The following is a 19,669-nucleotide window of genomic DNA, read 5'->3' on the forward strand; positions in this document are numbered from 1 at the left end:
GCCACGCAATGCCGAGGCCGGCCAACGTGTCGTCGAGGGAGGATGCCGCCATGCGCGTGGGCCAGATCCAGAGCCACGTGATCCGCTATGCGGACACCAACGACCACGGAAACCTGCGCCAGACGGTGCTGGTGCGGGTCGAAACGGTGGATGGCGTGGTCGGCTGGGGTGAGGGCATCGCCATGTGGCCAGAAGCCTGCTGGGCCACCAAGATGCTGATCGATACCGGCTTCGGCCCGCTGCTGAAGGATGCCGGCGAAATCACCGTCGCCGAGGCCTGGGAGAAGATGCGTGCCCATGCCTGGTGGTACGGCGAGGGCGGCATCGCCTGTTTCGCCTACTCGGCGCTCGACATGGCGCTGTGGGATATCGAGGGGAAGCTGCAGGGCAAGCCGCTCTATGAGTTGCTCGGCGGCAAGGCGCACGAGAGCCTGCCGGCCTATTCCTCCAGCCACGTCAACAAAGCGACGCGGACGCTTTGCGTCGAGGAGATCGTCGGGTTCAAGGCCGAGGGCTATCGCGGCGCCAAACTCGGCTTCGGCAAGCGGGGCCTCTCCAATATCGGGCAGGACCCGGACAACGACGTCGCCTTCGTGCGCGAGTTGCGTGAGGCGCTCGGCGACGATTTCGAGATCATCGTCGATGTCGGCAACGGGGTGAAATGGGACCGCGACACCGGCATCGCAACGACACGACGAATGGCCGAGTACGACATCGGCTGGATCGAGGAGCCGTTCTACCCGACCCGCATCGACGACTACCGGGCGCTGAAGTGGCGCTGCCCAACATGCCGATCGGCACCGGCGAGCGCGAGTTCACCGTCACCGGCTATCACCGGCTGATCGAGACCGGCACTGTCGACGTGCTGGGCGTCGACCCATCGCGGGCCGAGGGGGTCACGGGGTTCTCGAAGATCGACAAGCTCTGCGGCGCGGCCGGCATCACCATTAACGCCCATGCCTGGAGCACCGCGATCCTCAGCGCCGCCAGCCTCCATCTGTCGCTGGCCTCCCCCAATGCTCGGCTGTTCGAGTTCAAGCCCATCCCGGTGGTGGTGCAGACCGATCTCGTCGACCAGCCGATCCGCCAGCAGGACGGGCGTGCCTATGCGCCGACCCGTCCCGGCCTCGGCATCGAGGTGGACGAGCAGGTGGTGAAGGCGCTCAGCCTTGGCTAGGCGCAAGTTCCAGGATGCGACGAACCTCCTCGGCCAGCGCCAGGCCGAGCGTCTTGTGCGCGCTCGCATCGAGGTGGATGCCGTCATCGTCGCTCGACGAGATGACGCTGCCCGCGTCGAAGGAGTGCACGTCGTAAGCCCGGGCGACCCGGCCATACTCGGCGGCGAACTTCTGCGACTTGGCGCTGCCGCCCTCGAACATCTCGGTCAGCCAGGTGAGCTTCGCCAGCGGCGCGGGCGACACCAGCAGCACTTCTGGCGGCAGGCCTTCCGGCCCGGCGGTCGAGCGGCGCACCGTGTCAGCGAGTTTGCCCGCGCCGTCGGCGATGTCGCCGGCAGTCATCGACAGCCGCGCCTTCACGTCGTTGGTGCCCAGCATGATGATCACCAGGTCAAGCGGCATGTGGGTGATCAGCGAAACGGGCAGATAGCGCTCACCGTTGCGGATTTCGCCCTCGATCGGATCGTCGACACAGGTGGTGCGGCCGTTGAGCCCCTCCTCGAACACATTCACACCGGTGCCAAGCGCCGCCTGCATGATGCGCGTCCAGCGCTGGGTGACGCCGAAGCGGCCGCCGGCGCCGCGGTAGGGCTGGGGCACCGCACCCCAGGTGTTGGAGTCGCCATAAGCCAGCACCGACAGCGGTGCGGACGCCTGATCTGCCATTCGGACCTCCCGTTTCCCGAAGGGGTACGGTTCGGCGTTGGGCTCGGTCAACGAGCAATTGGTCTGACCAAATAGCCATTGCGCCCCAAAATCGGACGCGATATGAGTCCGGATAATTGGACTGACCAATTGTCCAAGAATGGGAGAGAGAACATGCGACTGAAGAGCTTGCGCCTGGCGGCGATCGCCGGGCTGACGGCTGCGCTTATGTCGGGCGCCGCCTTCGCCGAGGATTTCCACGGCTTCGACCCCGCCAATTTCGACGGCAACGCGCTCAGCGCCGACCAGTTGGCCGCCATGGTGGTCGACGCTATCGCCGCCCACGCGCCCCGCAACGGCCAGAAGCTGACCATCGGCTTTGCCAACCTGCAGCGCGACATCTCGTTCTGCCTCAAGGTGGAGCAGGGCATCGTCGCCAATGCCGAAGCCGCCGGCATCGACCTGCAGATCACCGACAACCGGCTCGATGGCGCCACGGCGCTCGCCAACGCCGAGAGCTACCTGCAGCGCAACGTCGACTTCGTGATCGAATTCCAGACCGACGCGAATTTCGGCGCGACGATCATGCAGAAGATGAATGACGCGCAGACCAAGGTCATCGCCATCGACATCCCGATGCCGGGCGCCACCTTTTTCGGCGCCAACAACCCGAAGTCGGGCTTCATGGGCGGCGCCTATCTCGGCCAGGCGGCGATCCAGAAGTTCGGCGCCGACAAGGTCAAGACCGGCTATCTGGTGGTCGGCGAGTTGCCGCAGTCGGGCGCTGTGCCGGCCATGCGTACCAACGGCCAGGTGGCCGGCTTCAAGGGCGCGGTCGGCGAGTTCCCTGATGCGCAGATCATCAAGATCGATACCAAGAACACGCTCGAAGAGAGTTTCACCCAGATGAACAACGTCATCGGGCGCATCCCCGAGGGCGTGCCGATCATGGTGACGGCGATCAACGACCAGGCCTCGAGCGGCATGCTGCGCGCCGTCAAGCAGGCGGGCCGCGAGGCCGACCTGATCGTCGTCGGCATGGGCGCCGACGAAATCCAGACGATGATCGACGAGCCGGCCTTCGTTGCCTCGGTGGGCTATTTCCCCGAGCGCTACGGCAACTTCCTCGTGCCGCTGACGCTGATGGAGCTGGCCGGCAAGGAGGTCCCGGACACCGTGCTGATGACCCACTACATGGTCACCGACGGCAATGTCTGCGAGTACTACAAGGACTTCGCCTGCTCGGCGACGCCCGATCCGATCACCTTCGAGTTGCCCGAGGCCGCCTACAAGGCCCACCTCGAAGAGATCCGCAAGCTCCCGGAGCTGCAGGACTCGCTCAACCTGATTCCGACCAACTGACCCTGATCCGGGGCGGTGGCAGCTGCCATCGTCCCGGTCTTTTCTGGTAGGTTACTAGGCATGTCCAGCACTCCTCGGCTTTCGATGCGCGGCATCGACAAGTCCTTCGGCGGCGTCCCGGTGCTCACGAACGTCGACCTGGCGCTCGACGTCGGCGAGGTCGTCGCGCTGCTCGGCTCGAACGGCGCCGGCAAGTCGACGCTGGTGAAGATCCTGACCGGGCTCTACACGCGCGACGCCGGCATCGTCGAAGTCGACGGCCAGGCTGTGGTGTTCCACCAGCCGGCCGATGCCATCCATGCCGGCGTGAAGCTGCTGCCCCAGGAAATCTCGGTTATGCCCGACCTCAGCGTCGGCGAGAATATCCTCCTCGGCGATATCCCGATGAAGCCGGGCTTCATCTTCAAGCAGGTCGACTACAAGACCATCCACCTCCGCGCCACCGAACTGCTCGCCCAATTGGGCTTCGAGACGCTCGACACGCGCCAGGACGTCAAACGCCTCTCCGTTGCCGAGCAGCGCATCGTCGAGATCGCGCGCGCCATTGCCGGCCAGGCGCGCATCCTGATCATGGACGAGCCGACCGCGGCGCTCACCGAGCAGGAAGCCGAACTGCTGTTCGCCATCATCCGCCGGCTCAAGGAGCAGCGCGTCTCGGTGATCTACATCTCGCACTACATGAGCGAGGTGTTCGAGATTTCCGACCGCATCGTGGTGCTGCGCGACGGGCGCAACGCCGGCGATTTCATCACGGCGAACACCAGCAAGGCCGAAGTGCTGGCCGCCATGCTTGGCGCCACAGCCGGCGATCTCTATCCGGTCGACGCGCCGCCCCCGCCGGGCACCGACGTGCTGAAGGTCGATGGCTTCAACGTGCGCGGCAAGATCGCCGACGTGAGCTTCGCCGTCCGCTCGGGCGAGATCCTCGGCATCTTCGGCCTCGTCGGGTCCGGCGTCGAGGTGCTGGGCCGCGCGCTCTATGGCGCGGTCCATAGTGAGCGCGGCGCCAGCGTCACCCTCGATGGCCGTCCCTATCGTCCGTCGACGCCGCAGAACGGCAAGGAGGCCGGCATCGGCTTCGTCGCCGCCGAGCGGAAGACCGAAGGCATCATCGCCGACCTGACGGTGCGCGAGAACATCGCGCTGCCGTTCCAGAACCGCTTCACCCGCGGCCTGTTCGTCTCGACCGAAGCCGAGACCGGGCACGCCCAGAACTGGATTCGCGACCTCGGCATCCGCACCCGCGGACCGGAACAGAAGCTCCGTACGCTCTCCGGCGGCAACCAGCAGAAGGTCTGCCTCGCCCGCTGGCTGGTCGAGGGCGTGAAGCTCCTGATCCTCGAGGAGCCGACCCGCGGCGTCGATATCGGGGCCCGCCGCGAGATTTACGGCAAGCTCCGAGAACTCACCGCCAAGGGCTACGCGGTGATCATCCTCTCCTCCGACGTTGAGGAAGTCGCCGGCATTTCCGACCGCTCGCTGGTGCTTGATCGCGGCCGCATCGTCCAGGAATTCCCGCGCGGGGTCACCCCCGCTGCGCTGATGGCCGCCACGGCCGAAACCCAAACTGCCTGAAGGATCGCCATGGCCACCACCGTCGAGACTGCACCCCCGTCCCTCAAGCGCCGCTTCATGAAGCTGCTCGCGAAGCCCTGGTCGGGCGTTGCCATGCTGCTGGTGTTCTACCTGATCCTGATCGCGGTGTTCTCGATCCTGTCGCCGTTCTTCTTCAATGCGCGCAACATGCTGCAGATCGGGCTCAACGTCGCCTATATCGGGCTGATGGCGGCGGCCGGTACACCGCTGATCATCGCCGGCGGGCTCGACCTGTCGGTGGCGGCGATCGCTGGCCTCACCGGGGTGATGATCTCGCTGCTGGTCGGGCTCGGCGTGCCGGTCTGGGTGGCCGTCGGCCTGGCGCTGGCACTCGCTGCGGCGATCGGGGTGGTCAACGGCCTGTTCACGACGCGGCTGAAGCTCAATCCGCTGATCACCACGCTCGGCATGATGAGCATCGTCTCCGGCATCGCGCTGGTGCTGACCGGCGGCCTCACCCGGCCGCTGATGATCCCCGGTTTCAACTGGATCGGCAGCGATCGCCTGTTCGCCATCCCGATCCCGCTGATTATCATGGTGATCACCTTCTTCGCGCTGTGGCTGGTGATGACACGCACCAAGTTCGGCCGCTTCATCTACGCGGCGGGCGGCAACGCCGAGGCCTCGCGGCTGATCGGCATCCCGGTCGAGCGCACGGTGATCGTGCTGTATGTCATCTCGGCCGTGGCCGGGGCGGTCGCCGGCGCCATCCTCGGCGCCATGCTCGGCGCCGCTGGTCCGAATGCTGCGGGCTCACAACTCCTCACCGTCATCGCCGCCATCATCCTTGGTGGCACCAGCCTCAACGGCGGGCGCGGCAGCGTCTGGGGCACGCTGCTGGCGGTGCTGATTTTGGGCACGCTCAACAATGGCTTGACCCTGCTCAACGTCTCAAGCTTCTGGCAGGATGTGACGCGCGGCGTCGTCCTGATGCTTGCGGTGAGTCTGGATCAGTTGCGCAATCGCGCCCTGGGTGAATGATGATCGCAGTGGAGGCTTACGCCCCGATAGAACGGAGCAGCTCCGTCGCCGAGCAGGTGGCCAAGCGCCTGCTCGAGATGGTGCGGACCAAGAGCCTGAAGCCGGGCGACCAGTTGCCGCCCGAGCGCGAGCTCGCGACCTACATGCAGGTCAGCCGGCCGAGCCTGCGTGAAGCGCTGCGCGGGCTGCAAATCCTCGGCGTCCTCAAGATGCGGCAGGGCGGTGGCATCTATGTCACCGGCCTCGAGGCTTCCGACCTGCTCGGGCCGCTGCAGTTCCTCATCACGCTCGACAGCAAGAATCTCGGCTCGCTCTACGAAAGCCGGCGCATGATCGATGGCGCGATCGCCCGGATGGCCACTGGGCTCATCACCGACGCACAGATCGCCAAGCTGCATAAGCTGGTCGAGGCGCAGACGCACCTGACCAACGATTCCCTTGGCTTCCGCTTGGCCGATACCGAGTTCCACGAGACGATCGCATCGGCGACCGGCAACCCATTCCTCGTCACCATCTCGCACTCGCTCTATGTGCTGGGGATGGAGTATCGCCGCATTGCCGCGGAGACGCCGCAGGTGCTGGCGCGCTCGCTTGCCGAGCACAAGGTGATCGTCGCCGCACTCGAGAGCCGCGATCCGGCCGCTACCGAGGCAGCGATGCAGGCGCACCTCCTCAGCGTGCATCGTTCGACCCTCGAAGTGATGCAGGCGAAAGGCGCGGACTGACATGCTGCTCGAAGGCAAGCGCGCCATCGTCACCGGCGGTTCCCGAGGTATCGGCCGGGGCATTTCGGTCGAGCTCGCCCGGCAGGGCGCTGACGTAGTGATCAACTATTTTGCCGGCGCCGACCACGGCTTTGCCGGCGACACCGCGCATGACGAGACGGTCGCCGAGATCGAGGCGCTGGGCCGTCGCGCCATCGCGGTCGAAGGCGATATTGCCGATCCGCAGGTCAGCACCGACCTGGTGCAGGCTGCGGTCGATGCGTTTGGGGGCGTTGACATCCTCGCCTCGAACGCCGGCATCTGCCCATTCCACGCCTTCCTCGACATGCCGCCGGCGCTGCTGCAGCAGGTGGTCGGCGTCAACCTCAATGGCGCATTCTTCGCGGTGCAGGCGGCGGCGAACCGGATGAAGGACCAGGGCAAGGGCGGCGCGATCGTCGCCACGTCGTCGATCTCGGCGTTGGTCGGCGGCGCCATGCAGACTCACTACACGCCCACCAAGGCGGGCGTGCATTCGCTGATGCAGTCAGTCGCCATCGCGCTCGGTCCTTACGGGATTCGCTGCAACTCGGTTATGCCGGGGGCCATCGCCACCGACATCAACAGGGACGACTGGTCCGATCCCAAGAAGCGCGAGTACCTTAACAACCGCATCCCGCTGGGCCGTTTTGGCGAGCCCGAGGATGTGGCCAAGGTCGTCGCCTTCCTCGCCTCCGACATGGCCTCCTACGTCACCGGCGCGGCGCTGCTGGTCGATGGCGGGCTCTACGTCAACCTGCAATAGGAGAACCCTATGTCCGAGCGCATCGCCTTCCGCATGAAGGTGCATCCCGGCAAGATCGCCGAGTACAAGAAACGGCACGACGAGATCTGGCCCGAGCTCAGCCAGGCGCTGCGCGACGCCGGCGTCTCCGACTATTCGATCTGGCACGATCCGGAGACCAACGAGCTGTTCGCGACGCTGGTCCGCACCGCCGATCACACCATGGCCGATCTCCCAAAGACCGAGATCAACAAGCGCTGGTGGAAGTTCATGGACGACATCATGGACTACAACGACGACGGCACCCCGCATGCCGTGAACCTGAACCAGGTCTTTCATCTCCCCTGACTCCGACTGATCGGCCTCCCCATGTCCGACTTCACCATCAAGGCCGTGCGCGTTTCGCTCGTCGAGAGCGAGGGGGATGGCGGCGACTATTTCCAGCAGGGCCGCGGCCACTGGCTGATCGATACGCTGATCGCCAACCCGATGTCGGGCTACGCGCAGTACAAGGCATCGCGTCAGTCGTGGGGCATCGGCGTGATGGGCTCGATCGTCGTCGAGATCGAGAGCGAAAGCGGTGTCACCGGCGTCGCCACCGGCTTTGGCGGCTATCCGGCGGCTTGGCTGGTCGCCAACCACTTCAGCCGCTTCCTCGTCGGCGAAGACGCGCGCAACACCTCGAAGATCTGGGACCAGATGTTCCGCGCCTCGATGCCCTATGGCCGCAAGGGCATGCCGATCGCCACCATCTCAGTGGTCGACTTGGCGCTATGGGACCTCATCGGCAAGCTCCGCGGCGAGCCGGTCTACAACCTGATCGGCGGCAAATGCCACGACGAGATCAGCTTTTACTGCACCGGCCCCGCGCCCGATGCGGTGAAGGCGCTCGGCTTCTGGGGCGCCAAGGTGCCGCTGCCCTACAGCCATTTCGACGGCGAAGATGGGCTGATCAAAAACATCGAGTTCCTCACCGCGCATCGCGAAGCGGTGGGGCCGGACTACCCGCTGATGGTCGATTGCTACATGGCGCTGACCGTCCCCTACGCCATCCGCCTCGCCGAAAGGACCAAGCACCTCAACATCTACTGGTGGGAAGAGGTGCTGCACCCCGATGACATCGAGGGGTTCCGGCTGCTGAAGCAGGCGCACCCGACGATCAAGTGGACCACCGGCGAGCACGAATACACCCGCTACGGCTTCCGCCGGCTGATCGAGGAGCGCACCATCGACGTGCTGCAGCCCGATGTGATGTGGGTGGGTGGGCTCACGGCGCTGCTGCAGATCGCGGCACAAGCGGCCGCCTACGACATCCCGGTGATTCCGCACGGCTCGGGGCCGTACTCGTACCAGTTCATTGCCAGCCAGCCGTCGCAGTCGCTGTGCGAGTATGTGGCGGCCAGTCCGGATGGGCGGTCGATCCGTCCGATCTTCGGCAAGCTGTTCACCGGTGAAGACCTGCCGCAGAACGGTCGACTAAAGGTCAGTAGCGCGCCGGGCTTCGGCATGGAAATAGCTGATCGTAGCCTGCTTAAGCCATTCGCCTGACCCGGGAAGAAAATTTCATGAACCAGATTGATCTCAACGGCCAGGTGGCCGTCATCACCGGCGGTGCGCAGGGCATCGGCTTCGCCATCGCCAAGCGCCTGGTCGCCTCGGGCGCCAAGGTCAGCCTTTGGGACATGAACGCCGAACTGCTCGAGAGCGCCAAGGCCGAGCTCGGCGCCGCTGCGTCGACCATTGCTGTGGACATCACCTCCTACGAGGCGATCGCCGCCGCCGTCGCGGAAGTCGAAAAGAGCCTCGGCAAGCTAGACATCCTCGTCAATTCCGCAGGGATCGCCGGCAAGAACGCCCCGCTCGACGAGTACGATCTCGACGAATGGCACCGCGTCATCGACATCGATCTCAACGGCGCGTTCTATGTCAACCGTGCCGTGCTGCCGGGCATGAAGGCTCGCAATTACGGCCGCATCGTCAACATCGCCTCGATCGCTGGCAAGGAAGGCAACCCGAACGCCTCCGCCTACGCCGCGGCCAAGGCCGGCGTCATCGGCATGACCAAGGCGGTCGGCAAGGAAGTGGCGAAATACGACATCGCCATCAACGCCATCACCCCGGCCACCGCCAAGACCCGCATCCTCGACGAGCTGAAGCCCGAGTTCATCGACTACATGCTGAGCCGCATCCCCCGCGGCCGTTTCCTCGAAGTGGAGGAAGCGGCGAACATGGTCGCCTGGCTGGTGAGCAAGGAAAACAGCTTCACCACCGCCTCGGTGTTCGACCTGAGCGGCGGGCGGGCGACCTACTGATCGCTCGTTACAGCCGGTCCAGCGCTCCATAGAGCGGCGCCATCGCCGCCTCGATCTGCCCGAACACAGGCAGCATCCGAGCATAAGTCTCGACCCACTCGGGCACCGGCGCCACCTCGCGCTCGATCGACACCATCTGCGCTATCGCCTCCGCGATACTCACCCCCGCCGTCGCGTGCTGCGCCAGGATCGCGCCGCCGATCACGCCGCATTCCAGCACGCGCGGCACGAGGATCGGGGTGCCATAGACGCTCGCCTTGATCTTCAGCCACAGGTCCGACCGCCCCCCGCCGCCCGCCGCGATGAAGCGCTCCGGCCGGCCGGTGTGTGTCGTGATCCGCTCGAACTGCCGGCCCAGCGCCATCGCCACGCCCTCGAGCACCGCCCGGTTCAACTCCGCCTTGCCGTGCGTCGCCGTCAGCCCGAAGAACTGCGCGCGCGAGTTGCGCGCCGGCCCCAGCCGCTCGCCCGACAGGAACGGCAGGAAGAACAGTCCGTCCGACCCCGCCGCCGCGGCTTCCGCCGAGCTCTCCGTCGTCCCGTTGCCGATGGCGTTCGCCGCCCAGCGGATGGCGTCGCCGCCGGCATCGACCAGCGTGAACGCCCCCCACAGCCCGCCCGGCACGGCAACATTGGCGACCAGTGGATCATGCAGCGGCTCGTTCCGCAGCAGCGTCGCGATCGACGAGGTGCCCGCGATATCCGACGCCATCCCAGCCTGTGCAGCCCCCGAACCAAGCAGCGCCAGTGGTAGGTCGCCGCCACCGGCCAGCACTGGCGTTCCCTCGCGCAGCCCGGTCTCGCGCGCCGCACCACCGGTGACGGCCCCGATGATGTCGGCAGCAGCATGGATCGGCGGTAGCAGCTCGCGGTTCAGCCCCAACTTCGAGACCAGCTCTTCCGACCAGGTGCCGGAACGCGCATCGGTCAGGAAGCTCGCCGATGCCTCGCTCCAGTCGGTGGCGCGCACACCCGTCAGCCGCAAGTTGATGAAATCCTTGGGCGTCAGCACGGTCTCGGCCGCGTCATAGGCCTCGGACGCATGGTCGCGTAGCCATTGCAGCTTGAACGCCGGCCAGGCCGGGGTCGCCGGGTTCCCGGTGAGGTAGGCGTAGGACTCGTACGGACGCGCCCGCTCCCAGGCCTCGACTTCCGGCGTCGAGCGCTTGTCGTTCCACAGCAGCACGCTGTCGCTGGCGAGCCCATCGCCCGTGCCGATCAGCACGGTGCCGTGCATCTGCCCGCAAACGCAAACCGCTGCGATCGGCCGCCCCGCCTTACCCAGCACCTCGCGGATCGCCTCGGCCGCCGCTGCCCACCAGGCGGTGGCGCTCTGCTCGGCCCAGGCGAAGCGCGGGATGGTTTGTGCGAAGCCGCGGCTGGCGAATGCAGCGATGGTGCCGCGCCGGTCGACCAGTGCGGCGCGGACGCTCGAGGTGCCGAGGTCGACGCTGAGAGTGAGATCGTCCGTCATCGCGCGGGGTGTTGTCCGTTCTTATCGCGGCCCGTTGTGTCGGCCGGAGTAGAGACCATCCCCCCCTGGCTAAGCAAGCGCCCGGAACCGACGAAGGCCGACTTGACTAAGTAACCAGACGGTGAATTATGAGCCGGCGGCCTGCGGGAGGAATCCGGGTCGTATCATCCGACGAGGACTACCCAATTGAAATACGCGATAGTTGGCGTCGGTGGGCGCCATGCCATGTTCCGCAAAGCGATCACCGAAACGCATGCGGAGGGCAACGACCTGGTCGCGCTGTGCGACGTGAACGAGACGCGCCTGGCGCTCTCCGCCGGCAAAGTGCCGAAGAAGGGCAACGGCATCGCCACCTACGAGGCGGCCGAGTTCGAGCGGATGATCGCCGAGCAGCAGCCCGACACGGTGATCGTCACCACGCCGGATTACCTGCATCACGAGTACATCGTCGCGGCGCTGAAAGCCGGCCGCAACGTGATGACCGAAAAGCCGATGACGGTGGACCTCGCGAAGCTACGCGCGGTGCTCGAGGCGCAGCAGCAGAGCGGCAAGAAGCTCACCGTCACCTTCAACTACCGCTACACGCCAGCCCGCACCCAGCTGAAGGACCTGCTGATGTCGGGCGTCATCGGCGACATCACCGCGGTGGATTTCCGCTGGTATCTCGACCGTGTGCACGGCGCCGACTATTTTCGCCGCTGGCACCGCTACAAGGAGAAATCCGGCGGGCTCCTGGTGCACAAATCCACCCACCATTTCGACCTGATGAACTGGTGGGTCGCCTCGACCCCCAAGACCGTCAGCGCCAACGGCAAGCGGGTGTTCTACACCCCCGAGACGGCTGAGGAACTCGGCCTCGGCGACCATGGCGAGCGCTGCCACGGCTGCCCGGTATTCGACCAATGCGACTACCGGCTCGACCTCGCCGGCGATCCGGCGCTACGCGAACTCTATCTCGATGCCGAGGATGACGACGGGTACCTGCGCGACAAGTGCGTGTTCGCCGACGACATCACCATCGAAGACACCATGCAGGTGCAGGTAAAATACACCAACGACGTGTTCCTCAACTATACGCTCTGCGCCTACAGCCCTTGGGAAGGCCTCGAGATCAAGTTCCACGGCACCAAGGGCGAGCTGACGCACCGGCATGTCGAAGTGCACGGCGTGTTCGGCGGCGTCCGCGACAAGGCGCAGGAAGACGCGATGACGACGACGCTGCACCTCGCCGGCGGTTTGCCGGAGGCTGTCGACGTGTGGGCCGGCCACGGCGACCACGGCGGCGCCGACCCGGTCATGCTGGGCTACCTGTTCGAGCCCGAGAGCATGGAACCGGATCGCTACAACCGCGCCTCGACGCACAAGGAAGGCGCCTGGTCGATCCTGACGGGCATCGCCGCCAATGCCTCGATCGCCAGCGGGCAGACGATGAACGTGGACGAGATGCTGGCGGATGCCGGGATCGTCCTGGGGCGCTGATCCGGCGCGTCGGGCCACCCCTCATCCGCCCTTCGGGCACCTTCTCCCACAAGGGGAGAAGGCGGCATTCACCAGCACCTCAGTCAGGCCTTCTCCCTTGATGGGAGAAGGTGGGCGAAGCCCGGATGAGGGTGAGCCAAGGGCGCCGTCGCCTAAACCACCAACTCCATCCGATCCGCCGGAAACCGCGTCAGCATGGCGTGGATGGGCACGCCGTCTGCGTCGATGTCCACTGCATCCGAAACCAGCACCACCGACCCCGGCGCCAGCTTCAGTGCCTGCGCCTCGTCGGTCGTCGCATGCCGTGCCGAGATGCGGGTCGAGCCGCGCGAATAGTCCTCGATGCCATAGCGCCTGAGCGCCGCCGTCACCGACCCCGTCTCCACATATGCCGCATCGAACCCGGCAAATCGCTCCTCCGGCAGCCACCCGGTCGCCCGCGCCAGTGGCCGTCCATCGGCGAACGACACCGTCTCCTGCCGGATCAGGCGCGTGCCGAGTTTTACCGCCAGTGCCTCGGCCAGCCGCGCCGTCGCCCGCTCGATCCTGGTTGATAGCAACAGGCTGCTGCGCTGCCGCACCTGCCCGGCCAGCCCCTCTGAAAACCGCGTGCGCCGGCCAATCGGATAGCTCAGCCGCCTTGCCTCGGCGACGAAGGTGCCGCGGCCATGCTCGGCGCGCAGCACGCCTTCCTCCTCCAGCACCGCAAGTGCCCGCCGGACCGTGTGCCGGTTGACGCCGAAGCGCTGGGCCAGTGTCAGTTCGCCATCCAGCTTGTCGCCGCTCTCCAGCTTGCCGCCGATGATTTCGAGGCGGATGGCGTCGGCGATCTGGCGCCACAGCGCCACCCCTCCGGCAGGGGCGATTTCGGTGCGGCTCAAGATTGTCATTGCATCTTCACACGGTCGGCCTATAGCGGGGCGAAACGATAGTACTTGTCTATTTTACTATACAAGTTGGAGCAAGAGCCAATGCAAGGATCGATGCGAGAGGCGCCTGCGAATAACCCCCGGCAGGAGGCGATGGCGGTGTTGAGCCATGCCACGCCGAAGCGGCTCGGCGAGCTCTGGGCCGCCTGGTCCGACAAGCCGGCCTACCACAAGGTACGCGGTCCGGAGACCGGGCTGGTGATGGTGCGCGGCCGCGCCGGTGGCGGCGGCAACGCCTTCAATCTCGGCGAAGCGACGGTGACCCGCGCCACCATCCGGCTCGAAACCGGCGAAGTCGGGCACGCCTACTGCCTCGGCCGCGATGGCGACAAGGCGGTGCAGTCGGCACTGTTCGACGCGCTGCTGCAGCGCGATGCCGAAGCCGTGGAGACGCTGGTGCTGAAGCCGCTGCGTGAAGAGCAGGCGGCCGCCGATGCCAAGCTCCGCGACGAGACTGCGGCCACCGAGGTCGACTTCTTCACCATGGTCCGGGGAGACAATTGATGGAGACCACGATCGAAGGCGGCTTCGCCGACCTGGTGCTGGGTGCACAGAACGTGTTCCGCGCCGTGATGAACTCGTTGGCCCGCCCGGGCACGGTGCAGTCGATCGCCTCGGACGCCGCTCCTCCCGCGCCGCTGACCCCCGAACTCGGCGCCGTGGCGCTGACGCTCTGCGACCACGACACGCTGGTCTGGCTCGATCCGGTGCTCGCCGCTAACGACGCTGTGGTGAAGTGGCTCGCCTTCCACTGCGGCGCGCCGCTGACCACCGACATCGGGGAAGCAGCGTTCGCGCTGGTGACCGATGCGACGCAGCTGCCGCGTCTCGAGGCCTTCAGGCAGGGGACCGACGAGTACCCGGATCGCTCGACCACGGTCGTGCTGGCTGTCGGCTCCGCCGTCCGGCCGGTGACCCTCAAAGGCCCCGGCATCAAGGACCAACTGACCACCGAGCTGCCGCTCCCGGGCGGCGATTTCATCGCGCAGTGGGCCGAGAACCGCACCCGTTTTCCGCGAGGCGTCGACCTGCTGCTTGTTCGCGACGGCACGGTTGTCGGCCTGCCGCGCACCACCCGCATTTCGGAGGCTTGAGCCATGTATGTTGCCGTCAAGGGCGGCGAGGCCGCCATTGCCAATGCCCACCGGCTGCTCGCCGATCGCCGTCGCGGCGATCGCTCGGTGCCGGCTTTGCGCCTCGACCAGATCATCGAACAGCTCGGCCTCGCGGTCGATCGCGCCATGGGCGAGGGCTCGCTCTATGACCGCGAGCTTGCGGCGCTCGCCATCATCCAGTCGCGCGGCGACCTGATCGAGGCGATCTTCCTGGTGCGCGCCTATCGCACCACGTTGCCGCGCTTTGGCTATTCGAAGCCGATCGACACGGCGGCGATGAAGATCGAGCGGCGCGTCTCGGCGACCTTCAAGGATTTGCCGGGCGGCCAGCTGCTCGGCCCCACCTTCGACTACACGCACCGGCTGCTTGATCCCTCGATCGCCGAAGGCGCTGAGGTCGATGACCCGGCGGCCCGGCTTAGCGACGACGAGCATGCGCCGCGCGTCACCGACCTGCTCGACCATCAGGGACTGATCGAGCCCGACGTGTCTGAGCCGCAGGACGAGATCGGCGATCTCACCCGCGAGCCGCTGGAGTTTCCGCTCAACCGCGATCGGCGCCTGCAGGCACTGGCCCGTGGCGACGAGGGGTTTCTCCTCGCGCTCGGCTATTCGACGCAGCGCGGCTATGGCCGCTCGCACCCGTTCGTCGGTGAAATCCGCATCGGCGAAGTCGAGGTCGAACTTGACATCCCGGAACTCGGCTTTGCCGTGAACCTCGGGCGCATCCGGGTCACCGAGTGCCAGATGGTCAACAAGTTCAAGGGCAACGCCAAGGTGCCGCCGCAGTTCACCCGCGGTTACGGCCTCGTCTTCGGCCAGGCCGAGCGCAAGGCCATGGCGATGTCGCTGGTCGATCGCTCGCTGCGCGCCGGCGAACTCGGCGAGGACGTGAACCACCCAGCACAGGACGAGGAGTTCGTCATCTCCCACTCCGACAACGTGCAGTCGACCGGCTTCGTCGAGCACCTGAAGCTGCCGCACTACGTCGATTTCCAGGGTGAACTCGGCCTGCTGCGCGAGATGCGCGCCGAGCACGACGTCGCGGACGAAGCAGAAGCCTATCCGGAGGCGGCAGAATGAACATCGCCAAGTACAATTTCGCCTACCTCGACGAGCAGACCAAGCGGATGATCCGCCGGGCCATCCTCAAGGCCATCGCCGTCCCCGGTTATCAGGTACCGTTCGCTTCCCGCGAGATGCCGATGCCCTATGGCTGGGGCACTGGCGGCGTGCAGGTGACGGCGTCGATCATCGGGCCGAATGACGTGCTCAAGGTCATCGACCAGGGCGCCGACGACACCACCAACGCTGTTTCGATCCGTGCCTTCTTCGCCAAGGTCGCCAATGTCGCGGTGACCACGCACACCGAGGAAGCGACCATCATCCAGACGCGTCACCGCATCCCGGAGGCCAAGCTCACCGAGGGCCAGGTCCTGGTCTACCAGGTGCCGATCCCCGAGCCCTTGCGCTACCTCGAGCCGCGCGAAACCGAGACGCGCAAGATGCATGCGCTCGAGGAATACGGGCTGATGCACGTCAAGCTCTACGAGGACATCGCCAAGCACGGCCGCATCGCCACGACCTATGCCTACCCGGTGAAGGTTGAGGGCCGCTACGTGATGGACCCCTCGCCGACGCCGAAGTTCGATAACCCGAAGATGCACATGTCGGAGGCGCTACAGCTGTTCGGCGCCGGCCGCGAGAAACGCATCTACGCCGTGCCGCCCTATACCGAAGTCGTGAGCCTCGATTTCGAGGACCACCCGTTCGAGATCCAGCATTTCGACGATCCGTGCGCGCTGTGCGGTGCCACCGGCGTCTATCTCGACGAGGTCATCCTCGACGATCACGGCGGGCACATGTTCGTCTGCTCGGACACCGACAACTGCGAGGACCGCCGCGAGCACGGACATCGCGGCAAGCTCGCCGGCCATGCCCTGGAGGCAGCGGAATGAACACCAAAGTTTCAGCTACCGAGCCGCTACTTCGGGTCACCGAACTCTCGAAGTTCTACGGCAGCCGGATGGGTTGCGCCGACGTGTCGTTCGAACTGTGGCCGGGCGAAGTGCTGGCCATTGTCGGCGAATCCGGCTCGGGCAAGACCACCTTGCTCAACTGCCTCTCGACCCGGCTGGAGCCCACCTCCGGCCTCGCCGAGTACCGGATGCGCGACGAAATCTGGCGCAATCTCTATGACTTAAGCGAAGCCGAGCGCCGCTTCCTGATGCGCACCGACTGGGGGTTCGTGCACCAGAACCCCGCCGATGGCCTCCGCATGACCGTCTCGGCCGGCGCCAATGTCGGCGAGCGGATGATGGCGGTGGGCGACCGGCACTATGGCAAGATCCGCTCCACCGCCATCGAGTGGCTCGGCCGCGTCGAGATCGCCGAGGATCGCGTCGACGACGAGCCGCGCGCCTTCTCCGGCGGCATGAGGCAGCGGCTGCAGATCGCCCGCAACCTCGTCACCCATCCTCGACTCGTGTTCATGGATGAGCCGACCGGCGGGCTCGACGTGTCGGTGCAGGCGCGCCTGCTCGACCTGATCCGCGGGCTCGTCTCTGATCTCGGGCTCTCGGCCATCATCGTCACCCACGATCTGGCGGTGGCGCGGCTGCTGTCGCACCGGATGATGGTGATGAAGGACGGCTACGTGATCGAGCAGGGGCTCACCGACCGGGTGCTCGACGATCCGCGCGAGCCCTACACCCAACTTCTCGTTTCCTCGATCCTGCAGGTGTGACGATGACCGCACTTATGACTGTTCGCGACGTCGCCAAGAGTTTCACGATGCACCTGCGGGATGGTGTTGTATTGCCGGTGGTCAACGGCGTCGATTTTGAGGTCCGTGCAGGCGAATGCGTCGTCCTCGGCGGCCCCTCGGGCGCTGGCAAGTCGTCGCTGCTCAAGATGGTCTACGGCAATTACGGCGTCGATGCCGGCTCGATCTCGCTGATCCATCACGGCCAGCCTGTCGACCTCGCGACAGCCAGCCCGCGCACCGTGCTCGACCTGCGCCGCGACACCATCGGCTATGTCAGCCAGTTCCTCCGCACCGTGCCGCGCGTCTCTACGCTCGATGTGGTGGCCGAGCCGTTGGTCGGCCGCGGCACGCCACGCGACGAAGCCACTGAAAAGGCTCGCGAATTGCTCGCGCGGCTCAACCTGCCGGAGCGGCTGTGGTCGCTGCCGCCCGCCACCTTTTCCGGTGGCGAGCAGCAGCGGGTGAACATTGCCCGCGGCTTCATCACCCCGCATCCGGTGCTGCTGCTGGACGAGCCGACGGCCTCGCTCGATGCCACCAATCGCGCCGTCGTGGTCGAGATGATTGCCGAAAAGAAACGCGCCGGCGTTGCTCTCCTGGGCATCTTCCACGACGAGGAAGTCCGCGCCCAGGTCGCCGACCGCATCGTCGATGTCACCCTGTTCGCCCCAAGGAAAGCCGCGTGAAGCTCTCGGAAACGCCTGTCATCCACCCGACCGCGACGGTTCGGGATTCCGTCCTCGGCAAATACACCGAGATCGGCGCCAACTGCGACGTTCACCGCTCGACGCTGGGGGACTATTCGTACCTCGTCGACGGTACCCAGGTCGCCTATGCCGAGATCGGCAAGTTCGCCAACATCGCAGCGAACGTCCGCATCTATGCATCCAAGCACCCGATGCAGCGCGCCTCGCTGCATCACTTCACCTACCGCTCGAGCTGGTACTTTGAGGGCGAGGTGGACGACGCGGCGTTCTTCGACTGGCGCGCCGATCACGGTATCAGCATCGGCCACGACACCTGGATCGGCCACGGCGCGGTGATCATGCCGGGCGTAAGGGTCGGCCACGGCGCGATCATTGGTTCGAACGCGGTGGTCACCAAGGACGTCGCGGATTTCGCCATCGCTGTCGGCGTCCCCGCGAAGCCGATCCGCCAACGCTTCCCCGGCTCCATCGCCGACCGACTGCTGGCGCTCGGCTGGTGGGATTGGGAGCACGAGAAACTGCACCGGGCGTTGCCGGATTTCCGCGCACTGGAGATCGAAGCCTTCCTCGAGAAGTACGAAAACTAGCGTCCAAGCCGCGCTGCCGCGACTATCGATCTATTGAGGGCGCAGCGAAAAGGCTGTGCCCTCAATGCTTTATCGAGTGTAACTCCGGCCTTTTCCACTGTCATGAACACGTCACCGAACCTTCATCCGTGCTTCGCGTTGCGGCCTTAGGTGTCAGTCCCGTTGCTTAGCGGGGTCCACGCATGCTGAAGATTTCCAAGGTGTCGCGACGGTTCGGCGCAAAGACAGCGGTCGACAACGTCAATCTGGAAATCCCCGAAGGCCAGATGGTCGGGATCATCGGCCGCTCCGGCGCCGGCAAGTCGACGCTGCTGCGGATGATCAACCGGCTCACCGACACCTCGGATGGCACCATCGCTTTCGGCAGCCGTGACGTCACCACGCTGGGCGGCGCGGCGCTGCGCGAATGGCGCTCCGACTGCGCCATGATCTTCCAACAGTTCAACCTGGTGCCGCGCATCGACGTGCTCACCAATGTGCTGCTCGGCCGGCTCAACGGCCGCTCGACGCTGATGAGCCTGTTCAACGTCTTCACCCACCAGGAGCGCGTCGATGCCATCAAGGCGCTCGACCGGCTCGACATCGCCCAGGTAGCTCTGCAGCGGGCCGGCACCCTTTCGGGCGGCCAGCAGCAGCGCGTCGCCATCGCCCGGGCGCTGATGCAGACGCCAAAGATGATCCTCGCCGACGAGCCGATCGCCTCGCTCGATCCGCGCAATGCGCAGGTGGTCATGGACTCGCTGAAGGCCATCAACGAGCAGCAGAAGATCACCGTCATCACCAACCTCCACACCCTCGATACCGCCCGCAACTACTGCGAGCGGATCATCGGCATGGCGCAGGGCCGCGTCGTCTTCGACGGCACGGCGGACGAACTGACCGAGGCCGCGGCGCGCGAGATCTACGGTGCCGATGGCCTGAAGGAGGCCTTCTCGGAGGCCATTACCTCGACTTCGATCCGGGGCTTCACGCCGCCGCCGGTCACTCAAATCCGCGCCGAACCCGTACTCGTCAACTGACGGCGGCGCGTAGCGACTTTCCCAATCCCG

Annotated in this window: 22 protein-coding genes; 19 read left to right on the forward strand and 3 right to left on the reverse strand. The window is 65.8% G+C overall.

Annotated features, from left to right (window positions below):
• Window positions 1-50 precede the first annotated feature (50 nt).
• Window positions 51-842, forward strand: a complete 792-nt coding sequence (locus AC1DV8_RS02535) for an enolase C-terminal domain-like protein (protein ID WP_477156350.1) — start codon at window positions 51-53, stop codon at window positions 840-842.
• A complete protein-coding gene (locus AC1DV8_RS02540; protein WP_477156351.1) occupies window positions 788-1,177 on the forward strand; it encodes an enolase C-terminal domain-like protein in 390 nt (129 codons plus the stop codon). The genes AC1DV8_RS02535 and AC1DV8_RS02540 overlap by 55 nt, the downstream gene beginning before the upstream one ends.
• On the opposite strand, the gene AC1DV8_RS02545 is transcribed toward AC1DV8_RS02540, so the two are convergent.
• Window positions 1,164-1,844 carry an SGNH/GDSL hydrolase family protein gene (locus tag AC1DV8_RS02545; RefSeq protein WP_477156352.1) on the reverse strand — a complete coding sequence of 227 codons (681 nt, stop codon included), beginning with the start codon at window positions 1,842-1,844 and terminating at the stop codon, window positions 1,164-1,166. The two genes, AC1DV8_RS02540 and AC1DV8_RS02545, sit on opposite strands and share 14 nt — an antisense overlap.
• 153 nt (window positions 1,845-1,997) lie before the next feature.
• Between AC1DV8_RS02545 and AC1DV8_RS02550 the strand changes: the two genes are divergently transcribed.
• From AC1DV8_RS02550 to AC1DV8_RS02585, 8 genes are read left to right on the forward strand one after another with little or no spacing between them, the layout of a single operon-like run.
• Window positions 1,998-3,185 carry a sugar ABC transporter substrate-binding protein gene (locus AC1DV8_RS02550; protein WP_477156353.1) on the forward strand — a complete coding sequence of 396 codons (1,188 nt, stop codon included), beginning with the start codon at window positions 1,998-2,000 and terminating at the stop codon, window positions 3,183-3,185.
• A gap of 60 nt (window positions 3,186-3,245) precedes the next feature.
• Complete coding sequence (locus tag AC1DV8_RS02555; RefSeq protein WP_477156354.1) at window positions 3,246-4,760, forward strand: sugar ABC transporter ATP-binding protein; 1,515 nt, start codon at window positions 3,246-3,248, stop codon at window positions 4,758-4,760.
• A 9-nt stretch (window positions 4,761-4,769) separates the two neighbouring features.
• A complete protein-coding gene (locus tag AC1DV8_RS02560; RefSeq protein WP_477156355.1) occupies window positions 4,770-5,762 on the forward strand; it encodes an ABC transporter permease in 993 nt (330 codons plus the stop codon).
• A complete protein-coding gene (locus AC1DV8_RS02565; RefSeq protein WP_477148061.1) occupies window positions 5,759-6,487 on the forward strand; it encodes a FadR/GntR family transcriptional regulator in 729 nt (242 codons plus the stop codon). The genes AC1DV8_RS02560 and AC1DV8_RS02565 overlap by 4 nt, the downstream gene beginning before the upstream one ends.
• 1 nt (window position 6,488) lies before the next feature.
• Window positions 6,489-7,271, forward strand: coding sequence for an SDR family NAD(P)-dependent oxidoreductase (locus tag AC1DV8_RS02570; protein ID WP_477156356.1), 783 nt, complete (start codon window positions 6,489-6,491; stop codon window positions 7,269-7,271).
• Window positions 7,272-7,280: 9 nt separating this feature from the next.
• Entirely contained in the window at window positions 7,281-7,598 is a 318-nt protein-coding gene (gene rhaM, locus AC1DV8_RS02575; protein WP_477148059.1) for an L-rhamnose mutarotase, read from the forward strand.
• A gap of 21 nt (window positions 7,599-7,619) precedes the next feature.
• Window positions 7,620-8,798 (forward strand): L-rhamnonate dehydratase, encoded by a 1,179-nt coding sequence (gene rhmD, locus AC1DV8_RS02580; protein ID WP_477148058.1) that lies wholly within the window; start codon window positions 7,620-7,622, stop codon window positions 8,796-8,798.
• 17 nt (window positions 8,799-8,815) lie between these two features.
• Window positions 8,816-9,562 carry an SDR family NAD(P)-dependent oxidoreductase gene (locus AC1DV8_RS02585; protein WP_477156357.1) on the forward strand — a complete coding sequence of 249 codons (747 nt, stop codon included), beginning with the start codon at window positions 8,816-8,818 and terminating at the stop codon, window positions 9,560-9,562.
• Window positions 9,563-9,569: 7 nt separating this feature from the next.
• On the opposite strand, the gene AC1DV8_RS02590 is transcribed toward AC1DV8_RS02585, so the two are convergent.
• Window positions 9,570-11,036, reverse strand: a complete 1,467-nt coding sequence (locus AC1DV8_RS02590) for a xylulokinase (RefSeq protein WP_477156358.1) — start codon at window positions 11,034-11,036, stop codon at window positions 9,570-9,572.
• A 186-nt stretch (window positions 11,037-11,222) separates the two neighbouring features.
• Here AC1DV8_RS02590 and AC1DV8_RS02595 point away from each other — a divergent pair, with 186 nt between their 5' ends.
• A complete protein-coding gene (locus AC1DV8_RS02595) occupies window positions 11,223-12,515 on the forward strand; it encodes a Gfo/Idh/MocA family protein (protein ID WP_477156359.1) in 1,293 nt (430 codons plus the stop codon).
• Window positions 12,516-12,667: 152 nt separating this feature from the next.
• On the opposite strand, the gene phnF is transcribed toward AC1DV8_RS02595, so the two are convergent.
• Window positions 12,668-13,405 carry a phosphonate metabolism transcriptional regulator PhnF gene (phnF, locus tag AC1DV8_RS02600; RefSeq protein ID WP_477156360.1) on the reverse strand — a complete coding sequence of 246 codons (738 nt, stop codon included), beginning with the start codon at window positions 13,403-13,405 and terminating at the stop codon, window positions 12,668-12,670.
• 81 nt (window positions 13,406-13,486) lie between these two features.
• Here phnF and phnG point away from each other — a divergent pair, with 81 nt between their 5' ends.
• The 8 genes from phnG (at window position 13,487) to phnC (ending at window position 19,639) form a co-directional block, all read left to right on the forward strand.
• Window positions 13,487-13,948 (forward strand): phosphonate C-P lyase system protein PhnG, encoded by a 462-nt coding sequence (gene phnG / locus AC1DV8_RS02605; protein ID WP_477156361.1) that lies wholly within the window; start codon window positions 13,487-13,489, stop codon window positions 13,946-13,948.
• Window positions 13,948-14,538, forward strand: a complete 591-nt coding sequence (phnH, locus tag AC1DV8_RS02610) for a phosphonate C-P lyase system protein PhnH (protein ID WP_477156362.1) — start codon at window positions 13,948-13,950, stop codon at window positions 14,536-14,538. Before phnG ends, phnH begins: the two co-directional genes overlap by 1 nt.
• A gap of 3 nt (window positions 14,539-14,541) precedes the next feature.
• Window positions 14,542-15,642 (forward strand): carbon-phosphorus lyase complex subunit, encoded by a 1,101-nt coding sequence (locus AC1DV8_RS02615; protein ID WP_477156363.1) that lies wholly within the window; start codon window positions 14,542-14,544, stop codon window positions 15,640-15,642.
• Window positions 15,639-16,517 carry an alpha-D-ribose 1-methylphosphonate 5-phosphate C-P-lyase PhnJ gene (locus AC1DV8_RS02620; RefSeq protein ID WP_477156364.1) on the forward strand — a complete coding sequence of 293 codons (879 nt, stop codon included), beginning with the start codon at window positions 15,639-15,641 and terminating at the stop codon, window positions 16,515-16,517. The genes AC1DV8_RS02615 and AC1DV8_RS02620 overlap by 4 nt, the downstream gene beginning before the upstream one ends.
• Window positions 16,514-17,305: a phosphonate C-P lyase system protein PhnK gene (gene phnK, locus AC1DV8_RS02625; protein WP_477156365.1), complete on the forward strand. Its 792-nt coding sequence runs from the start codon at window positions 16,514-16,516 to the stop codon at window positions 17,303-17,305. The genes AC1DV8_RS02620 and phnK overlap by 4 nt, the downstream gene beginning before the upstream one ends.
• A 2-nt stretch (window positions 17,306-17,307) precedes the next feature.
• On the forward strand, window positions 17,308-18,012 hold the full coding sequence (gene phnL / locus AC1DV8_RS02630) for a phosphonate C-P lyase system protein PhnL (protein WP_477148047.1): 705 nt from the start codon (window positions 17,308-17,310) through the stop codon (window positions 18,010-18,012).
• Entirely contained in the window at window positions 18,009-18,620 is a 612-nt protein-coding gene (locus AC1DV8_RS02635) for a DapH/DapD/GlmU-related protein (protein ID WP_477148046.1), read from the forward strand. Before phnL ends, AC1DV8_RS02635 begins: the two co-directional genes overlap by 4 nt.
• Window positions 18,621-18,802: 182 nt before the next feature.
• Window positions 18,803-19,639, forward strand: a complete 837-nt coding sequence (phnC, locus tag AC1DV8_RS02640) for a phosphonate ABC transporter ATP-binding protein (RefSeq protein ID WP_477156366.1) — start codon at window positions 18,803-18,805, stop codon at window positions 19,637-19,639.
• Window positions 19,640-19,669: the final 30 nt, after the last annotated feature.

Source organism: Devosia sp. P3_B2, assembly GCF_056402875.1.